At 48.6% G+C, this 20790-nt stretch carries 11 protein-coding genes; 1 reads left to right on the forward strand and 10 read right to left on the reverse strand.

Going from position 1 to position 20790, the window contains the following annotated elements; genetic code table 11:
- Positions 1–536: 536 nt before the first annotated feature.
- Entirely contained in the window at positions 537–1205 is a 669-nt protein-coding gene (locus tag QGP82_RS16380; RefSeq protein WP_499060298.1) for an RES family NAD+ phosphorylase, read from the forward strand.
- Positions 1206–1338: 133 nt separating this feature from the next.
- Here the strand turns inward: QGP82_RS16380 and QGP82_RS16385 are convergent, their stop codons facing one another.
- The 10 genes from QGP82_RS16385 to QGP82_RS16430 all read right to left on the reverse strand — a co-directional run bounded on the left by QGP82_RS16385 (position 1339) and on the right by QGP82_RS16430 (position 20782).
- Entirely contained in the window at positions 1339–2349 is a 1011-nt protein-coding gene (locus tag QGP82_RS16385) for a sulfotransferase family protein (protein ID WP_499060300.1), read from the reverse strand.
- A 122-nt stretch (positions 2350–2471) separates the two neighbouring features.
- Complete coding sequence (locus QGP82_RS16390; protein WP_499060302.1) at positions 2472–3632, reverse strand: hypothetical protein; 1161 nt, start codon at positions 3630–3632, stop codon at positions 2472–2474.
- Between the two features lie 311 nt (positions 3633–3943).
- Positions 3944–6454, reverse strand: coding sequence for an alpha/beta fold hydrolase (locus QGP82_RS16395; protein ID WP_499060303.1), 2511 nt, complete (start codon positions 6452–6454; stop codon positions 3944–3946).
- Between the two features lie 2 nt (positions 6455–6456).
- Positions 6457–8391: a condensation domain-containing protein gene (locus QGP82_RS16400; protein ID WP_499060305.1), complete on the reverse strand. Its 1935-nt coding sequence runs from the start codon at positions 8389–8391 to the stop codon at positions 6457–6459.
- On the reverse strand, positions 8388–9764 hold the full coding sequence (locus tag QGP82_RS16405) for a glycosyltransferase (RefSeq protein WP_499060307.1): 1377 nt from the start codon (positions 9762–9764) through the stop codon (positions 8388–8390). The genes QGP82_RS16400 and QGP82_RS16405 overlap by 4 nt, the downstream gene beginning before the upstream one ends.
- A 2-nt stretch (positions 9765–9766) precedes the next feature.
- A complete protein-coding gene (locus QGP82_RS16410) occupies positions 9767–10492 on the reverse strand; it encodes a methyltransferase domain-containing protein (protein WP_499060309.1) in 726 nt (241 codons plus the stop codon).
- Between the two features lies 1 nt (position 10493).
- Complete coding sequence (locus QGP82_RS16415; protein WP_499060311.1) at positions 10494–13319, reverse strand: non-ribosomal peptide synthetase; 2826 nt, start codon at positions 13317–13319, stop codon at positions 10494–10496.
- Positions 13319–18796, reverse strand: coding sequence for an amino acid adenylation domain-containing protein (locus tag QGP82_RS16420; RefSeq protein ID WP_499060313.1), 5478 nt, complete (start codon positions 18794–18796; stop codon positions 13319–13321). Before QGP82_RS16420 ends, QGP82_RS16415 begins: the two co-directional genes overlap by 1 nt.
- Positions 18797–18798: 2 nt before the next feature.
- The gene (locus tag QGP82_RS16425; protein WP_023070732.1) at positions 18799–19038 is read right to left on the reverse strand and encodes an acyl carrier protein; all 240 of its coding nucleotides are present in this window, start codon (positions 19036–19038) and stop codon (positions 18799–18801) included.
- Between the two features lie 85 nt (positions 19039–19123).
- The gene (locus QGP82_RS16430) at positions 19124–20782 is read right to left on the reverse strand and encodes an amino acid adenylation domain-containing protein (protein WP_499060315.1); all 1659 of its coding nucleotides are present in this window, start codon (positions 20780–20782) and stop codon (positions 19124–19126) included.
- Positions 20783–20790: the final 8 nt, after the last annotated feature.

Genomic DNA, 20790 nt, shown 5'->3' on the forward strand with positions numbered 1-20790 from the left:
TATGACAAGGGTTTCAGTCTAGGAGGTGCAGGGCCTCTGAATCATGCTTTGGGTAAGGCTTACAAGCCATTGCATTAGTCCACCTCCCTGAAACAGCTATTGAGCCTAGATTTAATATTCATCTTAGTCAAAGATTTTTATAAATCTTACTTATAGAGTTTTTCTATATTGGTGAGTTATGTATTCGAAGTGACTAAGCCTTTGGCGAAGAGTCTGATGCCCCCCATTGGAATTGGAGCTTCATAAACATACTCCTCATTATTTAAAGCGTTTTATCTTTTATAAAGCCTAATTCCTAATATTGTATTTTGTAGCGGATAGTCTAAAGAACATGCAGTACGTTCAAATATCTTTTGATATGTATACTAAAGGATGTCTTCTTAAGAAAATTATTCTTTAAATCTGCATCAGGAGCTTATATTTGGAAACTAGAGTTTAATAGCACTTAATATTGAATATAGACAGTATTGATTATGGTAGTATTTCACTAATCAACTTATATCTATACGTATTTGAGATAGGCAATCCTTCTTATAATGCCCGATTCTAATCACCGCGATCCTAGGTATATTGCAGATGAAAGCATTCATTCATTAAAACTAGTCAGAATTTACACTCACGGAAAAGGGAGAGGTCCAACAGTTTTTAATTACAGCAAGAATTTAAGAGGAAGATTCGATCATCATATTTCTAATAATGACGAAAGTGATGAAAAGAGAGGTATATACTACGCAGCTGCAAGTTTTTCACCTTCATCAATAGAGCTATTGCATTGTTGTTTAGCCGAGCGCTTTCAGGGGATCGCTAATATACCTCAAGAGATAGAATATTATGCAACACAGAAGCATACTCCTCTAAGAGTTGCATTTTGTAAGCCCCTTAAATCTATGAAAATCATAGATTTAAGGGGCGATGGGCCACTTAACTGGAATGTCCCTAAAGATATCATTCTCACTAGTAATAGAAAACTCTCACAAAAATGGTCTAGATATTTGTACGAAAACACGGACGCGGATGGTATTCTATACCCCAGTTTTCGAATGCGAAACCATCTTTCTGCTCGAGGATTAGAAACTAATCTTTCTGTCTTTAATTCAATAGCTTTATATGAACGTGCAAAAAAACGATTAGATTTGCGAAAGGACGATTTATTAAGTAACTATCTCGCAGATATTAATGAGTTCATAGTAAAGTACTTGCTGTAATTTCTGATCTAGTTAGTTAGTTGACCAGGAAGCAGATGAGATACAAAATCATTCGTTCATCATAAATGAGGCATTATCAGACATCTGCTGAAATCGAAAGTTGCGAGGAAAGCTATTCCGCAGGTAATCTAATTTATCTATCAGCATTATAGCCAAGCCGCACTAACTGCTCACCAGCAATCTCTTCACAGGTGGCAATCTCAGCTTCAGATAGTTGATTTTTCCAATCACCGACAGAACCAGATCTCACGTATTGTCCATCCCCTTTCTGCTCGATTCGGCTAATATCTGCAGCCTTAACAATCTCCTCAGTCTGCTGTTCATGCCATGCCAGGTTGGCAAACTGAAAAATCTGCTGTAAACACCTATCTGGGTCTGCCTTTAGCGCCTCATACCGCACCGTATGTACCCGGTTACTTAAACTGGGTCGCTCCCGAATCAGTTCGCCCCACTCCACACATTGCTTCCACTGTCGAATTGCGCCAGCTGTACCTATCTGCGCCCAGCGTTGCTGCTTCGCCAGGGCATTGTACGACACACATACATCCCGCCCATCCCGAACCACTTCAATAATCCGAGCCTCTGGGAAACGCCATAAGATCTGCTCCCCATAGCGAATGTGCATTGGTGTCTTTTCTAAGACTACTTGCCCTGGTTTGCCATGCTGCTCAAAAAACCGATCAAACATCGCTGCAATTAGCTCTTCTGCTTGTACCAACCCACGGTTAGTTTCTGGCACCTGCAAGCGAATCGCCTTAATCAGTGACCTTAAGTCTCCATAGTCCACCAGCCCATGTAACCCATGACTATCAGGCCGATTAAGAATCTGATGCTCCCGTAAAATTCCCCGCCAAATGTCCGCAGGCTGAAAGCCAAACAACAGTGATTTTAGACCATAGCGCCGTAAAATACCTTTCCAAGACTGTAACCGTTTCTTCCACTTCCACGTTGGCATCTCCACAAACGGCTCATACACCAGCCGATAAACATGGGTTTCCCTGGGTACCGCTAAAACATCTGGATGCCCTGCAATCAACGATGTCACCCACGACGTCCCAGAACGTGGACAGCCCACGATAAACAGCTTGGGATAGGGGGTTAATTGACCCATATCAACACTTTCACCGACCTCTTGTGTATGCATAACTCAATAAAAATAAGGTTAGCAAGTGGCTGGCAGACAGACTCTTCTTAACGAATGAGCCCTAAATCCTAAATCCTTCTGTCTAAAAGACCATGACCTTAAGGGCGGTTCTTCTTGTTCCCTTAAGAAAATGGAGCCGGAGAATGGGGCAGGCTCTGTCCTATGCTGATGTCCGTACATTCATCAGTATACATGGCTTGGGTAGATGGAACCGGATGAAGCAACTTGGCAAACTGGATGGCACATTGGGCCAGAGTACGGTTTTGATAATGGGTATAGGCATTATCTGCAATTGCCTGCAGCGTCGATGGTTGGGCAAACGCTTGTAGCGACGATGTCACTAAATAATGATGGTTGGCCACAATCTCATCTTGAGGCTTTAAACCATAGCCATTACAAATCGGCAACAGCCCATGGGAGCAATAGGCTGCATATACTGTGGATTTCGCTAGGTTTTGAGGAAATCGTCGATAGTCAAAGATTCCTGCTAAGGACTCAGCCAGTAGCTGGTTCACCTCAGCCGCTGGTAAAAAACCAGTTCTGACTACATTTACATCCAATCCTTGATCGTCCCACTCAACCGGACGACCCACATCATAAAGGGTGTCGATATTCAATGTGTGACAAATATGATTGAGTGTCTCCGTATTGTTACGGTAAACGCGGGTGCGATCGCTACTGCCAAACACCACCAACGAACGCTTACGTGCAGCAAGCGGCTTCACCTGCCCTAACTCCCCAATTGTCGAAAAGTTAGGCACACAGTGCACTGGCAACTCTGTCCACCTTGCCAGTGTCTGCTGAAATGCCACATTGTTGGTCACCACCACATCAGCTACTTGAGCCAGCCCAAGGGATACCCGTCGCTGCACAAAATTTGGACAGCGAATCCGCTTATAGCGCAACGTCGGTAACTCATGAAACATCACCACAATCCGCATCCCCCTTTGCTTCAGCACCTTCAGTGCATCCACTAACCACATCGGCACATCTAGTTTTCCCCGCAGATAGGGATAATTACTGTATTGAAGAAAAATAGTTGATATATTTTCTGGCACACGGTTCAGTAGCCCTTGCACCGTATGGTTTTCGAGTCGATGTACAGGGAACTGATCTAGTTGGGGCCGCAGTTTCGGGTTGGGTCTGAATACTAAAAAGTCAGACAGGATTTGGTGGTGATTATATAGCTGGTGGGCCAGCTGTAACGCATAGTCACCGACACCATCCACATCGGGGAAGATGCGAGGCACTATTTGTAGAATTCGAGTTGGTTGAGCAGTCATAAGTGTGTAAGGAGTGTGATATTAGGAATTAATGTGTGAATGAATTCGTATAGAGAAACTGTTCCTTAGGTTGTCCCCCCCACCGTGTATACACATCTCAGAAGTGAGCTCAAAATCCTGTATTACCCCCCTTAATCCCCCCTTACCAAGGGGGGAAACTCCAGTTCTCCCCCTTACCAAGGGGGAGTTAGAGGGGGTGAGGCAACCGAAAATGCTAGTTTTCAGTACTTGTGTGTACACCGTAGCCTTACGACGGGGAACCAGATATCGCCAAGCCTTTGATATAGGTATGCAATTTACCCACATCGCCCTTACTCCAACTCCGACAGATAATCTCTCACCTGCTTCACCAACAGTGGTGTCGCCTGCTGATTAAACAAATTCCCAAAGAATCCCGGAATCTTTGTCACCTCCACACCATCCTTTGCGACCACCTGCCACCCCAGCTCACGGCCAAAATACCAATCTAAAATCTGGATCTCTGCTCGGAACAACTTCACTCGTCCTGCATAGGGCTGGGGCACATAGCATTCTGCCGCTAGCTCATTAGCCTCTTGCGCTCGAGCATAGCGATATTCGTAGGGAGTTTTGGGCTGCTCGGAATTAGAAGCTTTAGTAACAGGGGAGCTATCTTCAGAATTCACTAAGTTAGAAGAATCCTGACTCGTTTCAAAGTCTCCCAGCATTGGAGGGGGAGGGGGGCCTGCAACCGACCTTAGCTTTTGCCAAATCTTCCCTAGCAACGAGGCTAGTTTCTCCCATCCCCCGTGGTAGTAATAATTCTTTCGTACCCAAAAAACACCTAATTGCAAACGGCTTTGCAGCTTCATTAGCGCTGTTTCAGGTAACGCCCCTGGTCGATAGGAATCAATCAGCACAACGCTAGCAACATCCTCGCCATCGGCCTGTAACTGTTGGGCAATCTCAAAGGCGACTGCTCCTCCCAAGCAGTGTCCACCCACCAAGTACGGACCTTTTGGCTGCACCATGCGCATTTCGTTGACGCAATCTGTTGCTAATGCCTCAACGGTGGTATGGGTCACCTCACTGCCATCAAGATCAGGTCGTTGCAAAGCATAGAATGGTCGGTCAGTTCCCAATAAATAAGAGAATCTGGCCCAAGTTAGGGCATCTGCTGAGCCGCCATGGAAGAACAAGGATGTCTGAGCACCGCTAGTTTGAATTGGTACCAGGCTGGACCATTGAGAAACCGGCTGGTCTTGACTGAGCAGTGCTGCAAACTGACGCACGTTAGGAGCCTGAAACAAGGTTGCTAGCGGTAGCGCACAGTCTAACTGCTGTTGCATCTCGTTAAATAGCTGCACTGCTAACAGCGAATTACCCCCCATATTAAAAAAGCTGTCTTCCACACTGAGAGAACTCACCCCTAAAACAGATTTCCAAATTTGAGTGAGCTTTAGTTCTAACGGATTGCTTGGTGCAAAGAAACTGCCTTCTAACTGATCCCGACTGAGATTAACTGCAGAGTCTTCTACAGACTTAAGAGATTGCTCTACCACTAACAGGTCCTGTGGTGGCACGATTTCACCAACAGACTGTTCCGGATGCTCAACAATGACCAATAAAGCCTGCTCGAACTGCTTTAACAGGATAGGTAGCGCCTGCCTATAGGGTTCATCTGCCTGCAGCATTACCGTCAGTGCATCCCCCGGTTTCACAATTACGGTCAGCCCATAGGTGCTCACCAATCCGGACTGCATCTTCTCCACCTGCAAACTACGGGCTACTGCTGTCTGTATTGGGTAGTTTTCAATCACCAACAAACTGTCAAACAAACGCCCCGCAGTCTCACTCCAACCCTGAATTTGGTCCAGCGAGGCATAGGCATAGCGACTGGCCATCGCCTGTTGCGACTGAAGCGTCTGTAACCAGTCAAGTACGGTTTGTTCAGCCGCAATCTTGACACGCACTGGCAAGACATTGATCAGCATCCCCACAATGGATTCCACGCCGTCTAGATCTGCTTGACGACCAGAGACCGTTGCACCAAATACAACATCAGAATTGCTACTGTAACTATGGAGAAGTAAGGCCCAAATGCCTTGTATTAGGGTATTGAGGGTAAGACGGTGCGATCGCAAAACTTCCTGCATCTTTGCAGTCACCTCAGGAGAAAAAGTAATGCGTGGGAGGACGTTTTGAGTTTTGAGCTTTTCTTCTCCTTTCAAAACTGGTAAACCCATCGGTTCCCCATAGCCTTCTAATGCCTCGCGCCAAAACTCTGCTGCTGCCGCTTCATCTTGTTGTTTCAGCCAACGTACATAATTTTGATAACTGGGAACAGCTCCTAGAACTGGCGACTGCCCCGCTAGCAATGTCTCATAGGCATCAAATACCTGATTAAATACCAACGCCCCAGACCAGCCATCCAGCATCAGGTGATGACAGCTCCACACCAGTTCATAGTCTGTGTCACTCAGGCGAACTAAGGCAAGGCGAGAGATGGGAGCTTGATTGAGGTTAAAGCTTAGCTGCCGATCCGTCACCAGAAAATCGGCCAACGCTGCCTGCTGATCTTCATGACCACGCCAGTCTAGCTGTGTCCAGGGAATAGAAGCCTGACGCGCTACCACCTGTAGCGGCTGCTTCACGCCTTCCCAATGAACCGACGTTCTCAATGCTAGATGACGACCTACGACGAAGTCCCAGGCTTGCTGCAACAGGGTGACATTCACATCGCCACGCAACGTGCAGCGCATATGGATTAATCCATCCTGGATAGAAGTCTGCAGACTATGCCACAGAAATGCTTGCTGTAGGGGAGTTAAAGGATAAATTGTTTCAATATTCTTCTTATCCATCGTTATACCTCCCCAATAAGTTGGCCAATAAAGTCGTCTAGTTCTGTCTGATTAAATTCCGCGTCAGGAAAGTCGGATGGTGTAAAACCGCCGCTGTCTGTGTCAGAGCATTGGACAATAAGAGATTTCAGAGCACTACGGTATTGATTAGCTAGGGTTTCCAAGGTGTCTGATCGATGAATCTTGGTGTCATAACGCCAGTTGACCTGTAGTTGTCCGTTGGCGACCCAGGCATTGATCTCCAAGAGATAGCCACGCCTGTTTCGTGGATCCCTCAGCGTGCCAACATCAATATCCTGGATTACCTGTAAACCTGCAGATGAGAGATCTTGCTGACCTAAATAGTTAAACAAGACTTCGGAGTCAGATGCTTGAGCCAATTTCTGTCGTATCGTCTCATTTCCTAAATGGCGCAACATTCCATAGCCAATACCCCGATCAGGAATCTGCCGCAGTTGCTCCTTGACTGATTTAAGTGACTCCCTACAGTCTTTAGTATTTCTCACCTGTAGATTGACTGGATAGGTAGTCGTGAACCAGCCTACGGTTCGCGATACGTCGATCTCAGGGGTCATCTGTTCTCGACCATGGGCTTCTACTTCCACCCGGACAGTACCTGATGTTGTGCCCACCCACTGCAACAACGTCTGCGCCAACGCAGTCAGCAATGCATCATTGATTTGGGTGTTGTAAACAGCAGGAACAGTTTGGAGTAATGTCTGGGTATCTTCTTCACTCAGGGAAACCGAAACTGTCTGCGTTGTTCCTTCTATAGATAATGTTGTGTCATCATAATCACGCCGCAATTGGATGGGAGACTCTTCCACCTGGGTTAACCAAAAGTCAGCTTTGGCTTGTTGTGTAGCCGCCCTCAGTGTTTCAGACCAGGTCTTGAACGAAGTTGTCTTCTCAGGTAGTTGTGCAGTCCCACCTAGCAGGGTCGATAAGTCACCCAGAAGAATGTGCCAGGAAACAGCATCGACTACCAGATGGTGCAAGCTAAGCAGTAGCCAGTCCAGTTGGGTTGTATCGCGCATGAACAGAGCTGTCCGCATGAGGCCACCTGCGGCTAAATTCACATCTTTGTGCAGCTTAGTGCCGTGATCAGCAATCGCCTGAACTTGCTCAGATTCACTCAAGTGTGTGAGATCTATTTGAACTAGCTGTGGTGGGCTGCTGGCATCAGCGTTGATTTGTTGGTTAGGGAAGGTCAGCCTAAGGGCATCATGGTGGGTCCAGAGGGTTGCGATCGCAACCTCCACCATCTCACTATTCACCCCATCAGGCACCTCCACCAACATTGCCTGATGCCAGTGGTGTGCAGATTCCATCTCCTGCTCAAAGAACCACTGCTGAATCGGAGTCAGGGGTACTTCTCCAGTCACCACGTCCTGGGTGGCAGCCACTTCAGGGGTAATATTTACGACTGCCGCTAATTCCGCTATCGTTGGCTGTTCAAACAGCTGGTTAGGCGCTAGCCGTAGTCCAGCCTCTCGTGCCCTAGAAACAATTTGAATGCTCAGGATCGAATCTCCACCCAGTTCAAAAAAGTTGTCGTGGATGCCAACGGCATTGAGCCTCAGCAGATCTTGCCAAATTTGAGCTAGGGTTTCTTCAATGGCATTGCGCGGAGTCTCACCTGCATTAGAGGTAGCTATCTTTGGTTCAGGCAAGGCGTTAAGATCAACCTTACCATTAGCAGTACGCGGTAGGGTCTCTAAAGGAACAATGGCCGCAGGCACCATGTAATTGGGCAGTTTAGATTTGAGGAAATCCTTTAATGCAGAAGGATTTAGAGAATCTCCATTCGTTTTAGGCACCACATAGGCAACTAGCCGTTGGGGAGAATGAGACAGCTGTTGTGCTAACGCCACTCGCTGACTTGGCGAGAGCTTCATCACCCGTTGACGTAGTTCCCCATAGCTATCTTTTGTCATGATGCACCCCCTCCCCACTGGTTGCTAACAGCTAAGAAATCGCGTTCTGCCCGTTGAGAATCCAATAAAGACTCAACAACCCGAGCGGCGCGGTGGCCATAGCGATGACAGCACTCACCCATGCGCTCGGCCTGTTTTTTATAGGACTGATCACTCAGCAAGGTCTGAATATACTGGCGTATTTTCGCTGATTGATCCTGAACAATATCGCCAGCAATCCCCAGACCGTGGTAAGCCACACGAGCTGCATCCCCATCTTGATCAAAATGCTTGAGGGAATAAACCAACATCGGCACACCAAAGTACAGACACTCATTAATGCTATTAATGCCGCCATTATTGATGACACAGTCTGCATGCTGAATTATCGTTAACTGAGGTACCCAGTTAAAGGCATAAACATTAGGTGGCAAGTTTGGTAGTTTACAAGAACTCAACTTTCCCCCCAAGCCCAACACCAAATTCCATTCTGGACAAGCCGAGACGGCCTCTATCAGCTGTTGAAGAAATCGCTGATCGGTCGTTACAAAGGTGCTACAGGCACAATATATAAGAGATCTTTCACCAGACGTATGTTTCTCAAAAAGTTGTGAAAGAGCCGTTTCTGTTGCTGACTCAACCCTTGGCTCCTGACGGTTTTCTAAAACCATAGGACCAACATAATTCATAGAGGGATGAGGGTCATGGGGAAAGTCCAGTTCCAGCGCATTAAAACAGAGAATGGGTAGTGAGCCGTGGGGATAAGGTACTAACCACTGATCACGTTGATTACGCCAGGGATAGCCGATCTGTCGTGCATAGCAGCGCAGTATCGAGACTCGATCAATGCCCATGCGCCGCCAGCACTCTCGCTGGAATTCCCACCATTTTCTCCAGCTATAGCGCCACCAACTCCACTCAATGGAGATTCGCTGTCCTGACAGTCCTTTACCTGGCACAATACTAGTATGAATGGGCGGTAGATTAGGACGCTTCCAAATAGAGAGAAACTGACACAGCAACGCAACCGAAAACTGACCAGTGACAGCCGCCATGATGTGAGGATGCATCTCCATATCAATTAACAGCAAGTCTGGAGCTAGATCCCGTATAGTCTCGACAAAGTTCTGCACACCGAGGGCATCAACTGCTCGCTGCTGTCGTTCTTGGTGTGTTCGCCACTTTTGCCAGCGGCTTCTTGGCGGCTCACCTGCTTGAATTACCCAGGGATCGAGCTGCACATAAGGAATACCTTGGGCGGTAACCGACTCCCGTAGCTGAGCCGGGCTCGCATAGGTGACTCGATGTCCAGCCTGTGCCAGCTGTTTCACCAATGCAAAACTGGCATTAAGAATGCCGGTCAGTCCTCCAGTCATACAAACAATATGGGCCATTGTCACCCTCCCTCCATTGAGTTCTTCTGTGCAATCACACACAGATCCTCAATGGGCATGTTGTGGGTAAATGGAACAGCAGCCCAAGGATCAAGCAAATCCAGGCGTTTGATGTCTTTAAACTGATTAACTCTCTCTAGCTGATACTTAAGACCCTCGTAGTCATAGCTCCACCGATGGACTTGACCCGGTTCTTCGACTGGCGCATATCCAAATTGGTGAGCATGGAATGAAAAAATAAAGCTTGGCGGTGCATCTTTTGGAATCCTACGCTGAGCATATTTCACAAAATAATCCATATGACGATAGTTTGTGAAATACCCATTGATATGGATTCGTAAATCTGGGACTGTGATTAATAGATAGCCATCTGGCTTAAGGATGCTAGAACAGAACTTTAGAAGGTCTATCCCTTCCTCAAAGCTAAAATGTTCAAAAACATGCTGCATTCTAACTAAATCAAACTGCCCCAATTTCGCACGATCGGCCTCTCCTAGCTGGCTGATATTGGCCTGATAATATCTTTCAGCACTGTCAGGAGATAGGCCATCAGCTGAGCCCAAGTCTAAGCACATAAAGCCGTCTTCAAACCGGCGACTACCCATATCTAACCAGCGGGTTCGCCCTTCCTTTAACAGCTTTTGCTTCAGAGCGCTACCTTGTCGAAGCTTGAGTTTTTTTAACCCCCTAACAAGAGTGTATTTTAGCCATGATTCCTTCATTAACATGCTAAAAGCCCTCCCCCATTGCGTTGGCTAATAATATCTCTGTTTTCTCAAGAGGAAGAGAGGCAAGAGCAGAAACTAAACTATCGACATCCGATGGCTGGAATGTGTTGCGAGCAATAACTACGGCTTCCTGAATTGCTTGATGGTCTTGTAGAACATCCTCAATCTCTCCTAGCTCAATCCGATATCCACGAATTTTCACCTGCCGGTCACACCGTCCTAACCATTCCAGGGTGCCGTTGGAACGATATCGGGCCAAATCGCCAGTCTTATACAATCGCCCTCTGTAGAAGGGTGGGCAATGCCCACCCTTCGGCATCACAAACGACAACGCCGTCTTCTCCGGCTGATTCAAATATCCCTGCGTCACCCCATCACCACCGACATAAATTTCGCCAATGGCCCCAATGGGAACCGGATTCAAATCCTTATCCAGCAGATAAATTTGCGTGTTGGGAATCGCCTTACCAATTGCCACAGGTCCGGGCTCAATCTGCGTCGGAATGCGATACGCTGTACACCACACAGTTATCTCAGTGGGACCATATTCGTTATACAAATCCGTAGCAGGCAGTTTGGCATAGTGATTCTGAACAAGAGTACGCGGGCAGGCCTCACCTGCCACAATCACCGTGCGGAGTTTAGCTAGCTGTTGCGGATTAGCGGATTCCAACAACAAAGAATACAGCGTCGGTACACAGAGTGTATGGGTAATTCGCTGGTGAGCAATCAAATCAGTTAGCTGCTGCAAATCTTGTTCTATGCGCTCGGGCGGTAAGATCAGAGTTCCTCCCTGACAAAGGGTCCAAAAGATACCGGCAACAGAACTGTCAAAGGCAATGGATGAGAGCAACAGAAATCGACCCACAGGCTCTGGGTAAACGTGGGTGCGAGCAGTCGTAGAATGTACCAAATTTTGATGGCTGACCATGACGCCTTTGGGGGTGCCGGTGGAGCCAGAGGTGTAGATGATGTAGGCGATGTCTTGAGGTTGAGGGGCAGAGGGAGCAGGGGAGGCAGAGGGGGATGAGGGGATGGGGGGATAGGGGGATCGTAGGGGCTGGTCTTGTACCTGCCCCTGTGCCTGCCCTTGCACCTTCCCATTCCCATCCAAATAAAGAACAGAAACAGAGGTATGCGGCAGGATAACTGAGCGCTGCGTCAGCAAGAATTTTGGGTTGGTGTCTTCTAGGCAGTATTTCAGCCGTTCAGCCGGATATGCTGGATCAAGGGGTACGTAGGCTGCGCCTGCTTTGAGCACGGCTAGAATACTAATGATTCTGTCTAGAGACGGCTTTAGGCATAGGGCAATTCGATCACCAGGGGTAACGCCTTTTGAGCGAAACAGATTGGCCAGTTGATCGGCCTGTTGATTAAGTTCGCCATAGGTGAGTGTTTGCTCTTTAAACACAACTGCTAGAGCGTCTGGTGTTTGCTGTACCTGGGCTTCAATCAGTTGGTGAATAGTTAAGTTACGGAGATAGTCGATCGTCTCCCAGGTGCTTAGCTGCTGCTGTTCTGCTGGTGTGAGACGGGGCAGATCAGCGAGTTTGCTTTGAGGCTGTTCGATAAAGGCAGTCAGCAACAGTTCTAAATGGGTGTGTAGGTGTGCGACTACACCTTCCTCAAACCTGCCCGAATCAAACAACAGCAACAACTCCAATGACTCACCAGGAACCACCAGCAGCGCCAGCGGATAATTGCTCTGCTCCAAATAGCGCACGTCGCTGATATCAAACCCCAGTTCTGTAACTGCTGCCGCTGGATAGTTTTCAAACACTACAATGCTTTCAAACAGGGGACTGCCCTGGGGCACATCGCTCCAGCGTTGGATATCGATAAGGGCTGTGGTTTCGTACTGTCGCAGGTCGAAAAGCTGTTGCTGTCGCAACCGTAGCCAATCGATGAGAGTTTGGTCAGGCTCAATGCTTATCCGCACAGGTAGGGTATTAATAAACAATCCCACCATGGTTTCCACACCGCTCAGAGCAGCCGGACGACCCGATACCACCGAACCGTAGGTCACTTGGTCCTCACCGCTGTAGTGGTTTAACAGTAATGCCCATGCTCCCTGAACCAGGGTATTCAACGTTAACCGATACTGTCGCGCCAGATTTTTAAGGGCTGTGGTTAAAGACGGTGATAGGGATTGTGTCTGTTGCTGGTAGCGTTGGGATGTACCAGAGTGGGCAGCAGGTAGCGGTGTGGGCTCAACAAAACCCTGGAGCTGATTTCGCCAGAAGATTTCGGCAGTGCTGAGATCTTGTTCCTGTTGCCAGGCAATGTAGTCGCGGTAGGGGCGTGTGGGCTGCAGCTGGGGTACGGTTCCCTGGAGCAACGCGCCGTAGTAGGTCAGCATGTCTTGCCAGATGAGGGGCAGCGACCAACCGTCAAATAACAGGTGGTGAGAACTCCAGACAAACTGATGGACGTTGTCGCGTAGGTGAATTAGGGTGAGGCGTAGCAGTGGAGCCTGGTCTAGGTTGAAGCCTTGGGTGCGATCGCACCCCAAAAACTCATTCAACTTAGCCGTCTGTTCAGCATCCGTTACCCCACGCCAGTCCAATGACCGCCAGGGCAGCGCCACTTGCTCACGAACCACCTGCAACGGCTCATCCAACCCGTCCCACAGAAATGCCGTGCGTAAAACCGGATGCCGTGCCACCGTCTGTTGCCACGCCTGCTGTAGGAGTTCTATCTGGAGATCACCGCTGAGCTTACAGGTGTATTGATTCACATAAACACCAGCCTGGGTGTCGGCCAGGGTGTGAAACAACATACCTAGCTGTACCGGCGAGAGCGTATAGATATCGGCAACATTTTCCATTAACCCTGACCTCCTGCACGATCGGCCTTATTTAACAAAGCTGAAAGCTTATCGAGCTTTTTGCTGTTAAGCTTTGCCAGGGGAAAGTCTGCGGCTGTTACCTTGTTGCCTGGTCCCTCCAGAAGTGTTTGGAGATGCTGCATTACACCATCAGCGAGTGCCTGGGCTGTAGAGTCGTCTAGACCGCTGTAGCACCAATCAATATGGAGCTGGCCTTCTCTAATAAAGGCGCTGATATCTAGGGGGTGCGATCGCATCTGTCTCGGACTTCGAGATACCTGTAATGGCTGAGAAAATCGGAACATAGAGTTGGGCGGTAGCAGCTGCTCTAAAGTCCCGAGATAGTTAAATAAGATTTCAGGCTGGGGCTGGTTAGTAACAGCTTCATTTCCTCTGAGATAGCGCAAAATACCGTACCCAATACCATTTTGAGGAACCTGTTCTAGGGTTGCTTTAATAGATCTCAATGTCTCACCAGGTTCAGATTGAGCTGTTAGTGTTACCGGAAAGAGCGATGTATACCAGCCAACGGTGCGCACCAAGCGAATATTGGGAATTATGGATTCTTCTCGTCCATGACCTTCCAAAGCAACTTGAACCGTAGGTTGCTCAGTGTGTTGTTTAACGGCTAAGGTCAAAGCCGCTAACAACAGTTCTTGAGGACGCGCACGAGATGTTTGCAGAAACGTTTGGGTCAGGTCATCACTGAGCTGTCGAGAAACAGTGCGAGCAGTAGCTTCGGACTGAGTAGTACCACTTAACTGAGCAACGGAGTCAGGCGGAGAGAGCCAATAGTCAATTTCTGATTGAGGTAATGCGATCTCTTTAAGCCCATGTGCCCATGCTTTAAAGGAGCTAGTCTTGAGCGGAAGCGAAAGTTCCTCACCCTGACTGAGTTGCTGGTAGGCTGTTTCTAAATCCTGAATTAGCGTTAGCCAAGATAGAGCATCTACTGCCAGGTGATGTATGACCAGCCCTAGCTGCTGGCGGTCACCTAGATCAAAGAGAACCGCTCGAACAAGATCTCCTTTGGTTAAGTCAAGCTGGGTCTGAAGTTTGGCAATGGTTTTAGTAATGATTTCTTGAGGATGGGGCTGCGCCGAGACATCTACTTCGATAGTGGCCACATCAGAAACAGGTTCACCATAACGTTGCTCCCAGCCTGCATCGGTTTGAGTATAGGTCAGCCGTAAACTATCGTGATGATTTACCACGGCTGTCAGGGCTGCCTTCAAAACTGACAGGTCTAGTATTTCAGCCACATTTAGCACCACTGTCTGGGTAAACTGTTCTGGCTCTGGTGATTGTTGTTCAAAAAATGCCTGCTGGATGGGAGTGAGAGGTATCAACCCTGTCAAATCTTCTGGGGCCATATACTCATGCTCAGGGGCCACTACAGCAGACAGCTTTGCCAGGGTGGGATGCTGAAAAATCTGGTTGGGAGATAAGCTAAAACCAGCTTCTGACATCCGGGCAGCAATTTGAATGGCCATAATCGAATCGCCGCCCAGCTCATAAAAGTTGTCGTGGATGCCAATGCGATCCACCTTCAGCACCTGCTGCCATAGCTTGGCTAATGTCTTCTCCTCAGCCGTAGCAGGGGCAACAAATTCTGCCCGTAGCTCGGGACGACTGGCTTTTGGATCCGGCAGAGCTGCAAAGCTCACCTTGCCATGCACGGTCAAGGGCATCTGCTCCAGCTGAATAAAATAGGCGGGCACCAAATTGCTGGGCAATCGCTGGGCTAAAAAGCGTCTCAAGTCTGCTGTCGAGGTCTGCCCCACATAATAGGCCGCCAGCTGGGCTTTGTTTATTTGCGCGTCTTCGTAGCCAATCTCCTGAAGAATTCTCTCCACTTCGGCCACGTCAATCTCATCATTGAGTTCGTCGATGGCCGCTTCTGGCGTTTTGTGCCCCATACGCACATCCCAGCTGTAGGGCAGAGCGTAGTTATGATAGCCACGCTTCTTAGTATGCAGATGAATGCCCACATTGTTGATCAGACAGTTGGTAGAACGCCCTGTGTCTGACGGACGAATCCAGGGTACCTGGTCCTTTAAGAAAGAGAGCATCTCTGCTAGCTCTACATCGCAATAACGGTAGAAGTCAATAATCTCCACCGTCTCAAAAATGTCATCGGTTTGAAATACCTTCACATCCATCAGCTGTGATACGGCATCGTCAGTGCGATGGTAGGCTTTGCGAGCGGCCAGAATGGTCTCGTCAATCTGGTCTACATCAAACTCAGACTGGCCAAACAGTTCAGTAAACCATTCTTCTGTTAGACGGGTTTCAAAAAACTGTCCCCGTGAGAGACCCGTCACAATGCAGGGAATTCCTCGCTCGTAAGCCAGCTTCATACTCAGGGTATAGATAGTCTTAAAGCAGCCATTACATACATTACAGTGGCGATTCAGGCTATCGACAAAAATGTCGTTCATCGCCGGTGTGGTGCCAAATTGATGCTTCACACCCAGAGTCTTAACAACACGTCGAATATTGTCTTTTGCTTGCTCAGAAATGTAGCCGTTATCGAGGGTAAAGGCAAACACCTTGAAGCCCATGGTCACCAGCTGAGCCAGGGCATAGGTGCTGTCCTTACCACCGCTGAGCAGCATCAGACAGTCGTACTCACCCTGTTTGCGCTGACGGGCTCTCTCTAGACGAGACTTGAATTCGTCAATCGACTTGAAGTATTGCTCGGTGCGATCGCGATAGGTCTCATAGGTTTGACAAATATCACAAACACCCTCGTGATCAAAGGTAATGCCAGGATAGTTGGAGGCAATGCCACAGCGAGTGCAATAGGTCACCGGACCAGCCTGCACAGGACCAGCCGACTGAACTAAGCTAACGGCACTAGCACTTACTTCAGGATGGTCCATCAGGGCCGCTTCGATTTCCCCTAGCTCAATGCGGGTACCGTGAATCTTTACCTGACGGTCACCGCGCCCAAGGTACGTTAGCTGTCCATTTTCCTGCCAGCGGCCCAAATCCCCTGTACGATACAGTCTTTGATCACCGCGAGCAACAAACCGTTCCGCCGTTAATTCAGATTGATTGAGATACCCCCGCGCCAGACCAGGGCCACCGATAAAGATTTCACCTACGGCTCCCTGGGGCACCAGGTTTAAATGATCATCTAAGAGATAAATTTCCGACCCTGCCGCTGGTTTGCCAATGGATACTGAGGTGGGTGCATCGGGCTCCAGTTCAAATCGGTGAATCATACAGCCAACCGTGGCTTCTGTGGGGCCGTACTCGTTGTAAATCTCAAGGGGATGGTCACTAGCATTGGCAATGGCACCTGCCAACGATGTTTTCAGATCCTCTCCACCTAAAATCAGCGTCTTTACCCGAGAGCCAATGGCCATGCCCTGCACCAGCGCCAGGTGAGAAGGGGTTAGTTTAATCACATCTACTACATTCTCTTGGAAGATCTGCTGCAGCGAAAGATCAATAGCTTCATCCCCTTCAGGATAAATCACCACCTGTCCACCTGAGAGCAGAGGCACATAGATAGAAGTAACCGTTAAATCAAATGTAAAAGGAGAGAACAGGGGAAACACCAGAGTTCTCCCTCTCACATACTGTTTAATCGCCCAGTTAACGTAGTTGGCTAATCCACGATGTTCAACTTCTACGCCCTTAGGCTTGCCCGTAGACCCTGACGTGTAGAGCAAATAAGCCAGCTGATTAATGGTAGATGAATTATTTAAATTGTTGTCTGGCTGCGACGTTAAATCTAATGTGTCCAACTGGATATTCACGGCATGACTGTTCAGGCGCACCGTAAACTCAGACTGGGTTAGCACCCAACGTACCTGGGTATCTCTCAGAATATGGGCAATGCGCTCATTGGGGTGGCTGGGATCAATGGGCACATAGGCTCCTCCGGCTTTAAGCACTCCCCAGATAGACACCAGCATCTCAACAGAACGGCGCAGACAGATGCCAACGGGCATCTCGGGCATCACACCCTGCTGTCGAAGATAGTGGGCCAGCTGATTGGCTCGGGCATTCAGCTGACTATAGGTCAAAGTTTCATAGTTACAAGAGATTGCAACAGCATCTGGGGTTCTCTCCACCTGTTTTTCAAACTGTTGCACTACGGTTTGAGTAACGTCAATGCGATCGCACTTCCCCAGATCTACAAGGTGAGTCTTTTCCGACCCATTAACAATCTCCACCTCAGCAATGGGTTGGTTAAGATCAGCCAACACCGCATCCACCAATGCCAGAAAATGGCCTGTGGCCCGTTCCTGTAGTTCTGGCTCAAACAAGTCACAATTAAAGTCGAAATGTAGCTGCAGACTGCCCCGATCATCAAAATCATGCACCTGTAGCCGTAAATGATGTCGTGGATCGCAAGCCCCTGGATGAATCCATTCTGAAGACACTGGACGACCATCAAAATCCGACAGCCTAGCGTGGATAAAATTCAGTACCACATTGACATCACGACTGGGGGCAAACTGGCTAACACCAGGCTGGGCATAGCGTAGCATACCCCCGCTGGCATGACTCACTTTACGTAACAGCGATGCAAAGGTTTCCCCTGGTTCAATGTCAGCTTGTAAAGGAAACAGTTCGATAAATACGCCGATAGTCTCTTTCAACAGTGCGGTAGTGCGACCATGGGCAGGGGTGGCAAATGCTACTTGATTGCTGCCGCTAATCCGATGGAGATAGGCCAGCAGAATACCAGCCACCAGGTTAAACAGAGACAGCTGGGGCGTTAACGCCCGTGCATCCGAGTTCATCGCCAGCTGTTTCAATGCAGCCGTTCTTTCTGGGCCTAGCTCCCATGAAACACGACGGGTGCGAGGGGATACCTGGCTTGCTGATCGATGGTAAAGATCTACTGAGTTCGCCTGCTGTTGTTGCCAGTAGTCAATGGCGCGAGACGAGGGTGATGGCAACGATACATCACTATATGCTGGTAATGCTGGGGCCTCTGACAAATTGCCCGCTATCGAACGATGATAGAAGTCTCCTACTGTTTGGTAAATCAGTTGAACTGACTGAATATCCGTAATCACATGGTGCTGACTGATATACCAGGCATAACAGTTAGAACTGAGACGTATTAGAGCTGTTTCAAAAAGTCTCTCGGATAAATTGAACAGTGTCTGACTACGATTCTCTGCCCAGGTACATGCCTTTACTTGGGGATTCTCTTGATCGCTGAAATCAAACACCGGCACTTCATAATCCAGTTGAGACAATACCCGCTGCTGCGGCACACCGTCCACTTCCTCAATCACCATCCGTAGAGCATCGCTGCGTTCCACCAATGCTTGGAATGCAGCCTGAAAATGAGCAGGCTCAATCTCACCGGATAGCGTAAACAAAAACGCCATGTTGTAAAGCGGTGATTCTGGTGCCAGCTTTTGCCCCAGCCACAGCAGATGCTGTGCCGTTGTCAGATTAGACTGGGCGGCAGTGGATTGAAGTGGCATTGCAACAACGGTCATGATTACAGGCTCCGCTTAGCAAGGTAGGCATCAATGGCCTTGATGGTCCTAAAGTTAGTGATGATGATGTCCGACTGGGGCACATCACAGCCAAACTTATCTTCCACAAAAGCCACCAGCTGCATCACTCCCATGGAGTCAATAATCTCTTCACCGAGGAGATCATCGTCTGCCTCAACCTGCATCCGACCGTTAAGCAGGGTTTGACTAATATATTGTTTAAGAATTTCTTGGTTATCCATCACTGTGAGTCTTAAATTTTGAGTTAAAGTTTGCCCGCCAAGAGAAATCACCTTATTTCTATAACTAAGAACTAAGAACCAATAACTAATAACTAATAACTCTCCTCTCCGCCTGTTGTTGCAACGCCCGTCGATCAATTTTGCCAGTGCCCGTTCTAGGGAATGTGGTCGCGATCGCAATCCATTTCGGCACCGCATACCCCGGCAATCGTTCCCCCACATAATTAAGCAGTTCACCATCACTCAAGGTAGCCTCGGCCTTCAGAATCACCACCGCTTCCACTTGATAGCTACCGGCCTCAGCCGACACCGCATAGGCCGCCGCTTCTTCCACATCAGGGTGTCCCACCAAAACCGCTTCCACCTCATCCAGTTCAATGCGATAGCCCCGAGTTTTAATCTGACGATCTTTCCTGCCAACAAATTGATAGTTACCGTCCGGTAGCTGCTGCACTAAGTCCCCTGTGCGGTAAAATACAGCCGTCTGATGAGCAATTTCAGTCCGGTAAAAAGCACTCTTATTTAAGTCAGGTCGCTGCCAGTAACCCATCATCATGGTCGGCGTTCGCACCAGCAGTTCACCCACATCGCCTGACATAACTGGATTGTCCATATCATCCACCACAATTTCCTCTGCATTAGCCCAGATTTGTCCAATGGGAGCCACCTCATCAGGCATCGCCTGGCCCTCAGACAAAGGAGGGACATGGTAATAGCTACACTGGTTGATTTCTGCTGGTCCATACACATTACTAAAACGTGCCTGGGGCAAACGTTCCATCAACCCATACATATATTTCGCCGGGTAGGGCTCTCCACCAAACAACACCCAGCGCAGTGAGCTTAAATCTCTCTCTTCTAGCACACCCCGCAACAGTAGCTGGATTAACGCAAACGGTACCGAGTACCAAATGGTTAACGCTTCATCCTGGGCCAACTGCGAAAGACTAGCAGGCATTTTCATATAGGCTTCAGGGATAATCACCGTTGTCGCCCCTACCAACGGCCCTGAGAAGTAGTCCAGGGTGGACATGTCGAAATGAAGCGGCGAGTGATTACCCAGACGATCTTCGTGGGTCAAACCATAGGTATAGGCCGCCATCCGCGCATAGTTTAGACCACTGCAATGGGTATGCATAATTCCTTTAGGAGTGCCCGTAGACCCCGAGGTATACATGATGTAGGCCAGGTCTTGCTCCATGGTGAGCACCGACGGCGAGATATCGCTGGGTAGAATATCTGACCAGTCACAATGGTCCACAGCCTGTTCCAGGGCAAATGTTTCTGGCAAACCAATGATGTACTGTAGGGGTGCACCGCTGCGTGCCCTAATTCCATGGGCTCTGCTCCCATGCATGCCCACACCATGGGCCTCTCCCACCAGCGTATCTAACAAATCCGGCATCCGCACCCGCTTTGATTTCTGGGTAATCAGGTGACGAATACCGCAATGGTTAATGGCGTAGGCTGTACGGGCAACAGGTGCACTCGGATCAAGCGGCACATAGGCAGCACCGGCTTTCCAAATGCCATATATTGCGATCGCACTCTCCAAACTCTTATGCAAGTAAATCCCTACCCGGTTTCCCCGCTTTACCCCCAGATCAACCAGCTTATGGGCCAACCCATTTGCACGCCGCAACAGTTCGCCATAGGTAAGACTCTCACCATCACAACGAAATGCTTCGCGCTCAGGAAACTGCTCGGCAGACCGATCTAAAATTTGAGACAACAAATAAATCATATCCACCT

The sequence above is a fragment of the Leptothoe sp. LEGE 181152 genome, assembly GCF_032906605.1.
GTDB lineage: Bacteria > Cyanobacteriota > Cyanobacteriia > Phormidesmidales > Phormidesmidaceae > Leptothoe > Leptothoe turfae.

What these genes read in the sequence shown, in the direction of transcription:
- QGP82_RS16380 (WP_499060298.1), top strand. Translation starts at nt 537, where the DNA reads ATGCCCGATTCTAATCACCGCGATCCTAGGTATATTGCAGATGAAAGC.
- QGP82_RS16385 (WP_499060300.1), bottom strand. Translation starts at nt 2,349, where the DNA reads ATGCATACACAAGAGGTCGGTGAAAGTGTTGATATGGGTCAATTAACC.
- QGP82_RS16390 (WP_499060302.1), bottom strand. Translation starts at nt 3,632, where the DNA reads ATGACTGCTCAACCAACTCGAATTCTACAAATAGTGCCTCGCATCTTC.
- QGP82_RS16395 (WP_499060303.1), bottom strand. Translation starts at nt 6,454, where the DNA reads ATGGATAAGAAGAATATTGAAACAATTTATCCTTTAACTCCCCTACAG.
- QGP82_RS16400 (WP_499060305.1), bottom strand. Translation starts at nt 8,391, where the DNA reads ATGACAAAAGATAGCTATGGGGAACTACGTCAACGGGTGATGAAGCTC.
- QGP82_RS16405 (WP_499060307.1), bottom strand. Translation starts at nt 9,764, where the DNA reads ATGGCCCATATTGTTTGTATGACTGGAGGACTGACCGGCATTCTTAAT.
- QGP82_RS16410 (WP_499060309.1), bottom strand. Translation starts at nt 10,492, where the DNA reads ATGTTAATGAAGGAATCATGGCTAAAATACACTCTTGTTAGGGGGTTA.
- QGP82_RS16415 (WP_499060311.1), bottom strand. Translation starts at nt 13,319, where the DNA reads ATGGAAAATGTTGCCGATATCTATACGCTCTCGCCGGTACAGCTAGGT.
- QGP82_RS16420 (WP_499060313.1), bottom strand. Translation starts at nt 18,796, where the DNA reads ATGACCGTTGTTGCAATGCCACTTCAATCCACTGCCGCCCAGTCTAAT.
- QGP82_RS16425 (WP_023070732.1), bottom strand. Translation starts at nt 19,038, where the DNA reads ATGGATAACCAAGAAATTCTTAAACAATATATTAGTCAAACCCTGCTT.
- QGP82_RS16430 (WP_499060315.1), bottom strand. Translation starts at nt 20,782, where the DNA reads ATGATTTATTTGTTGTCTCAAATTTTAGATCGGTCTGCCGAGCAGTTT.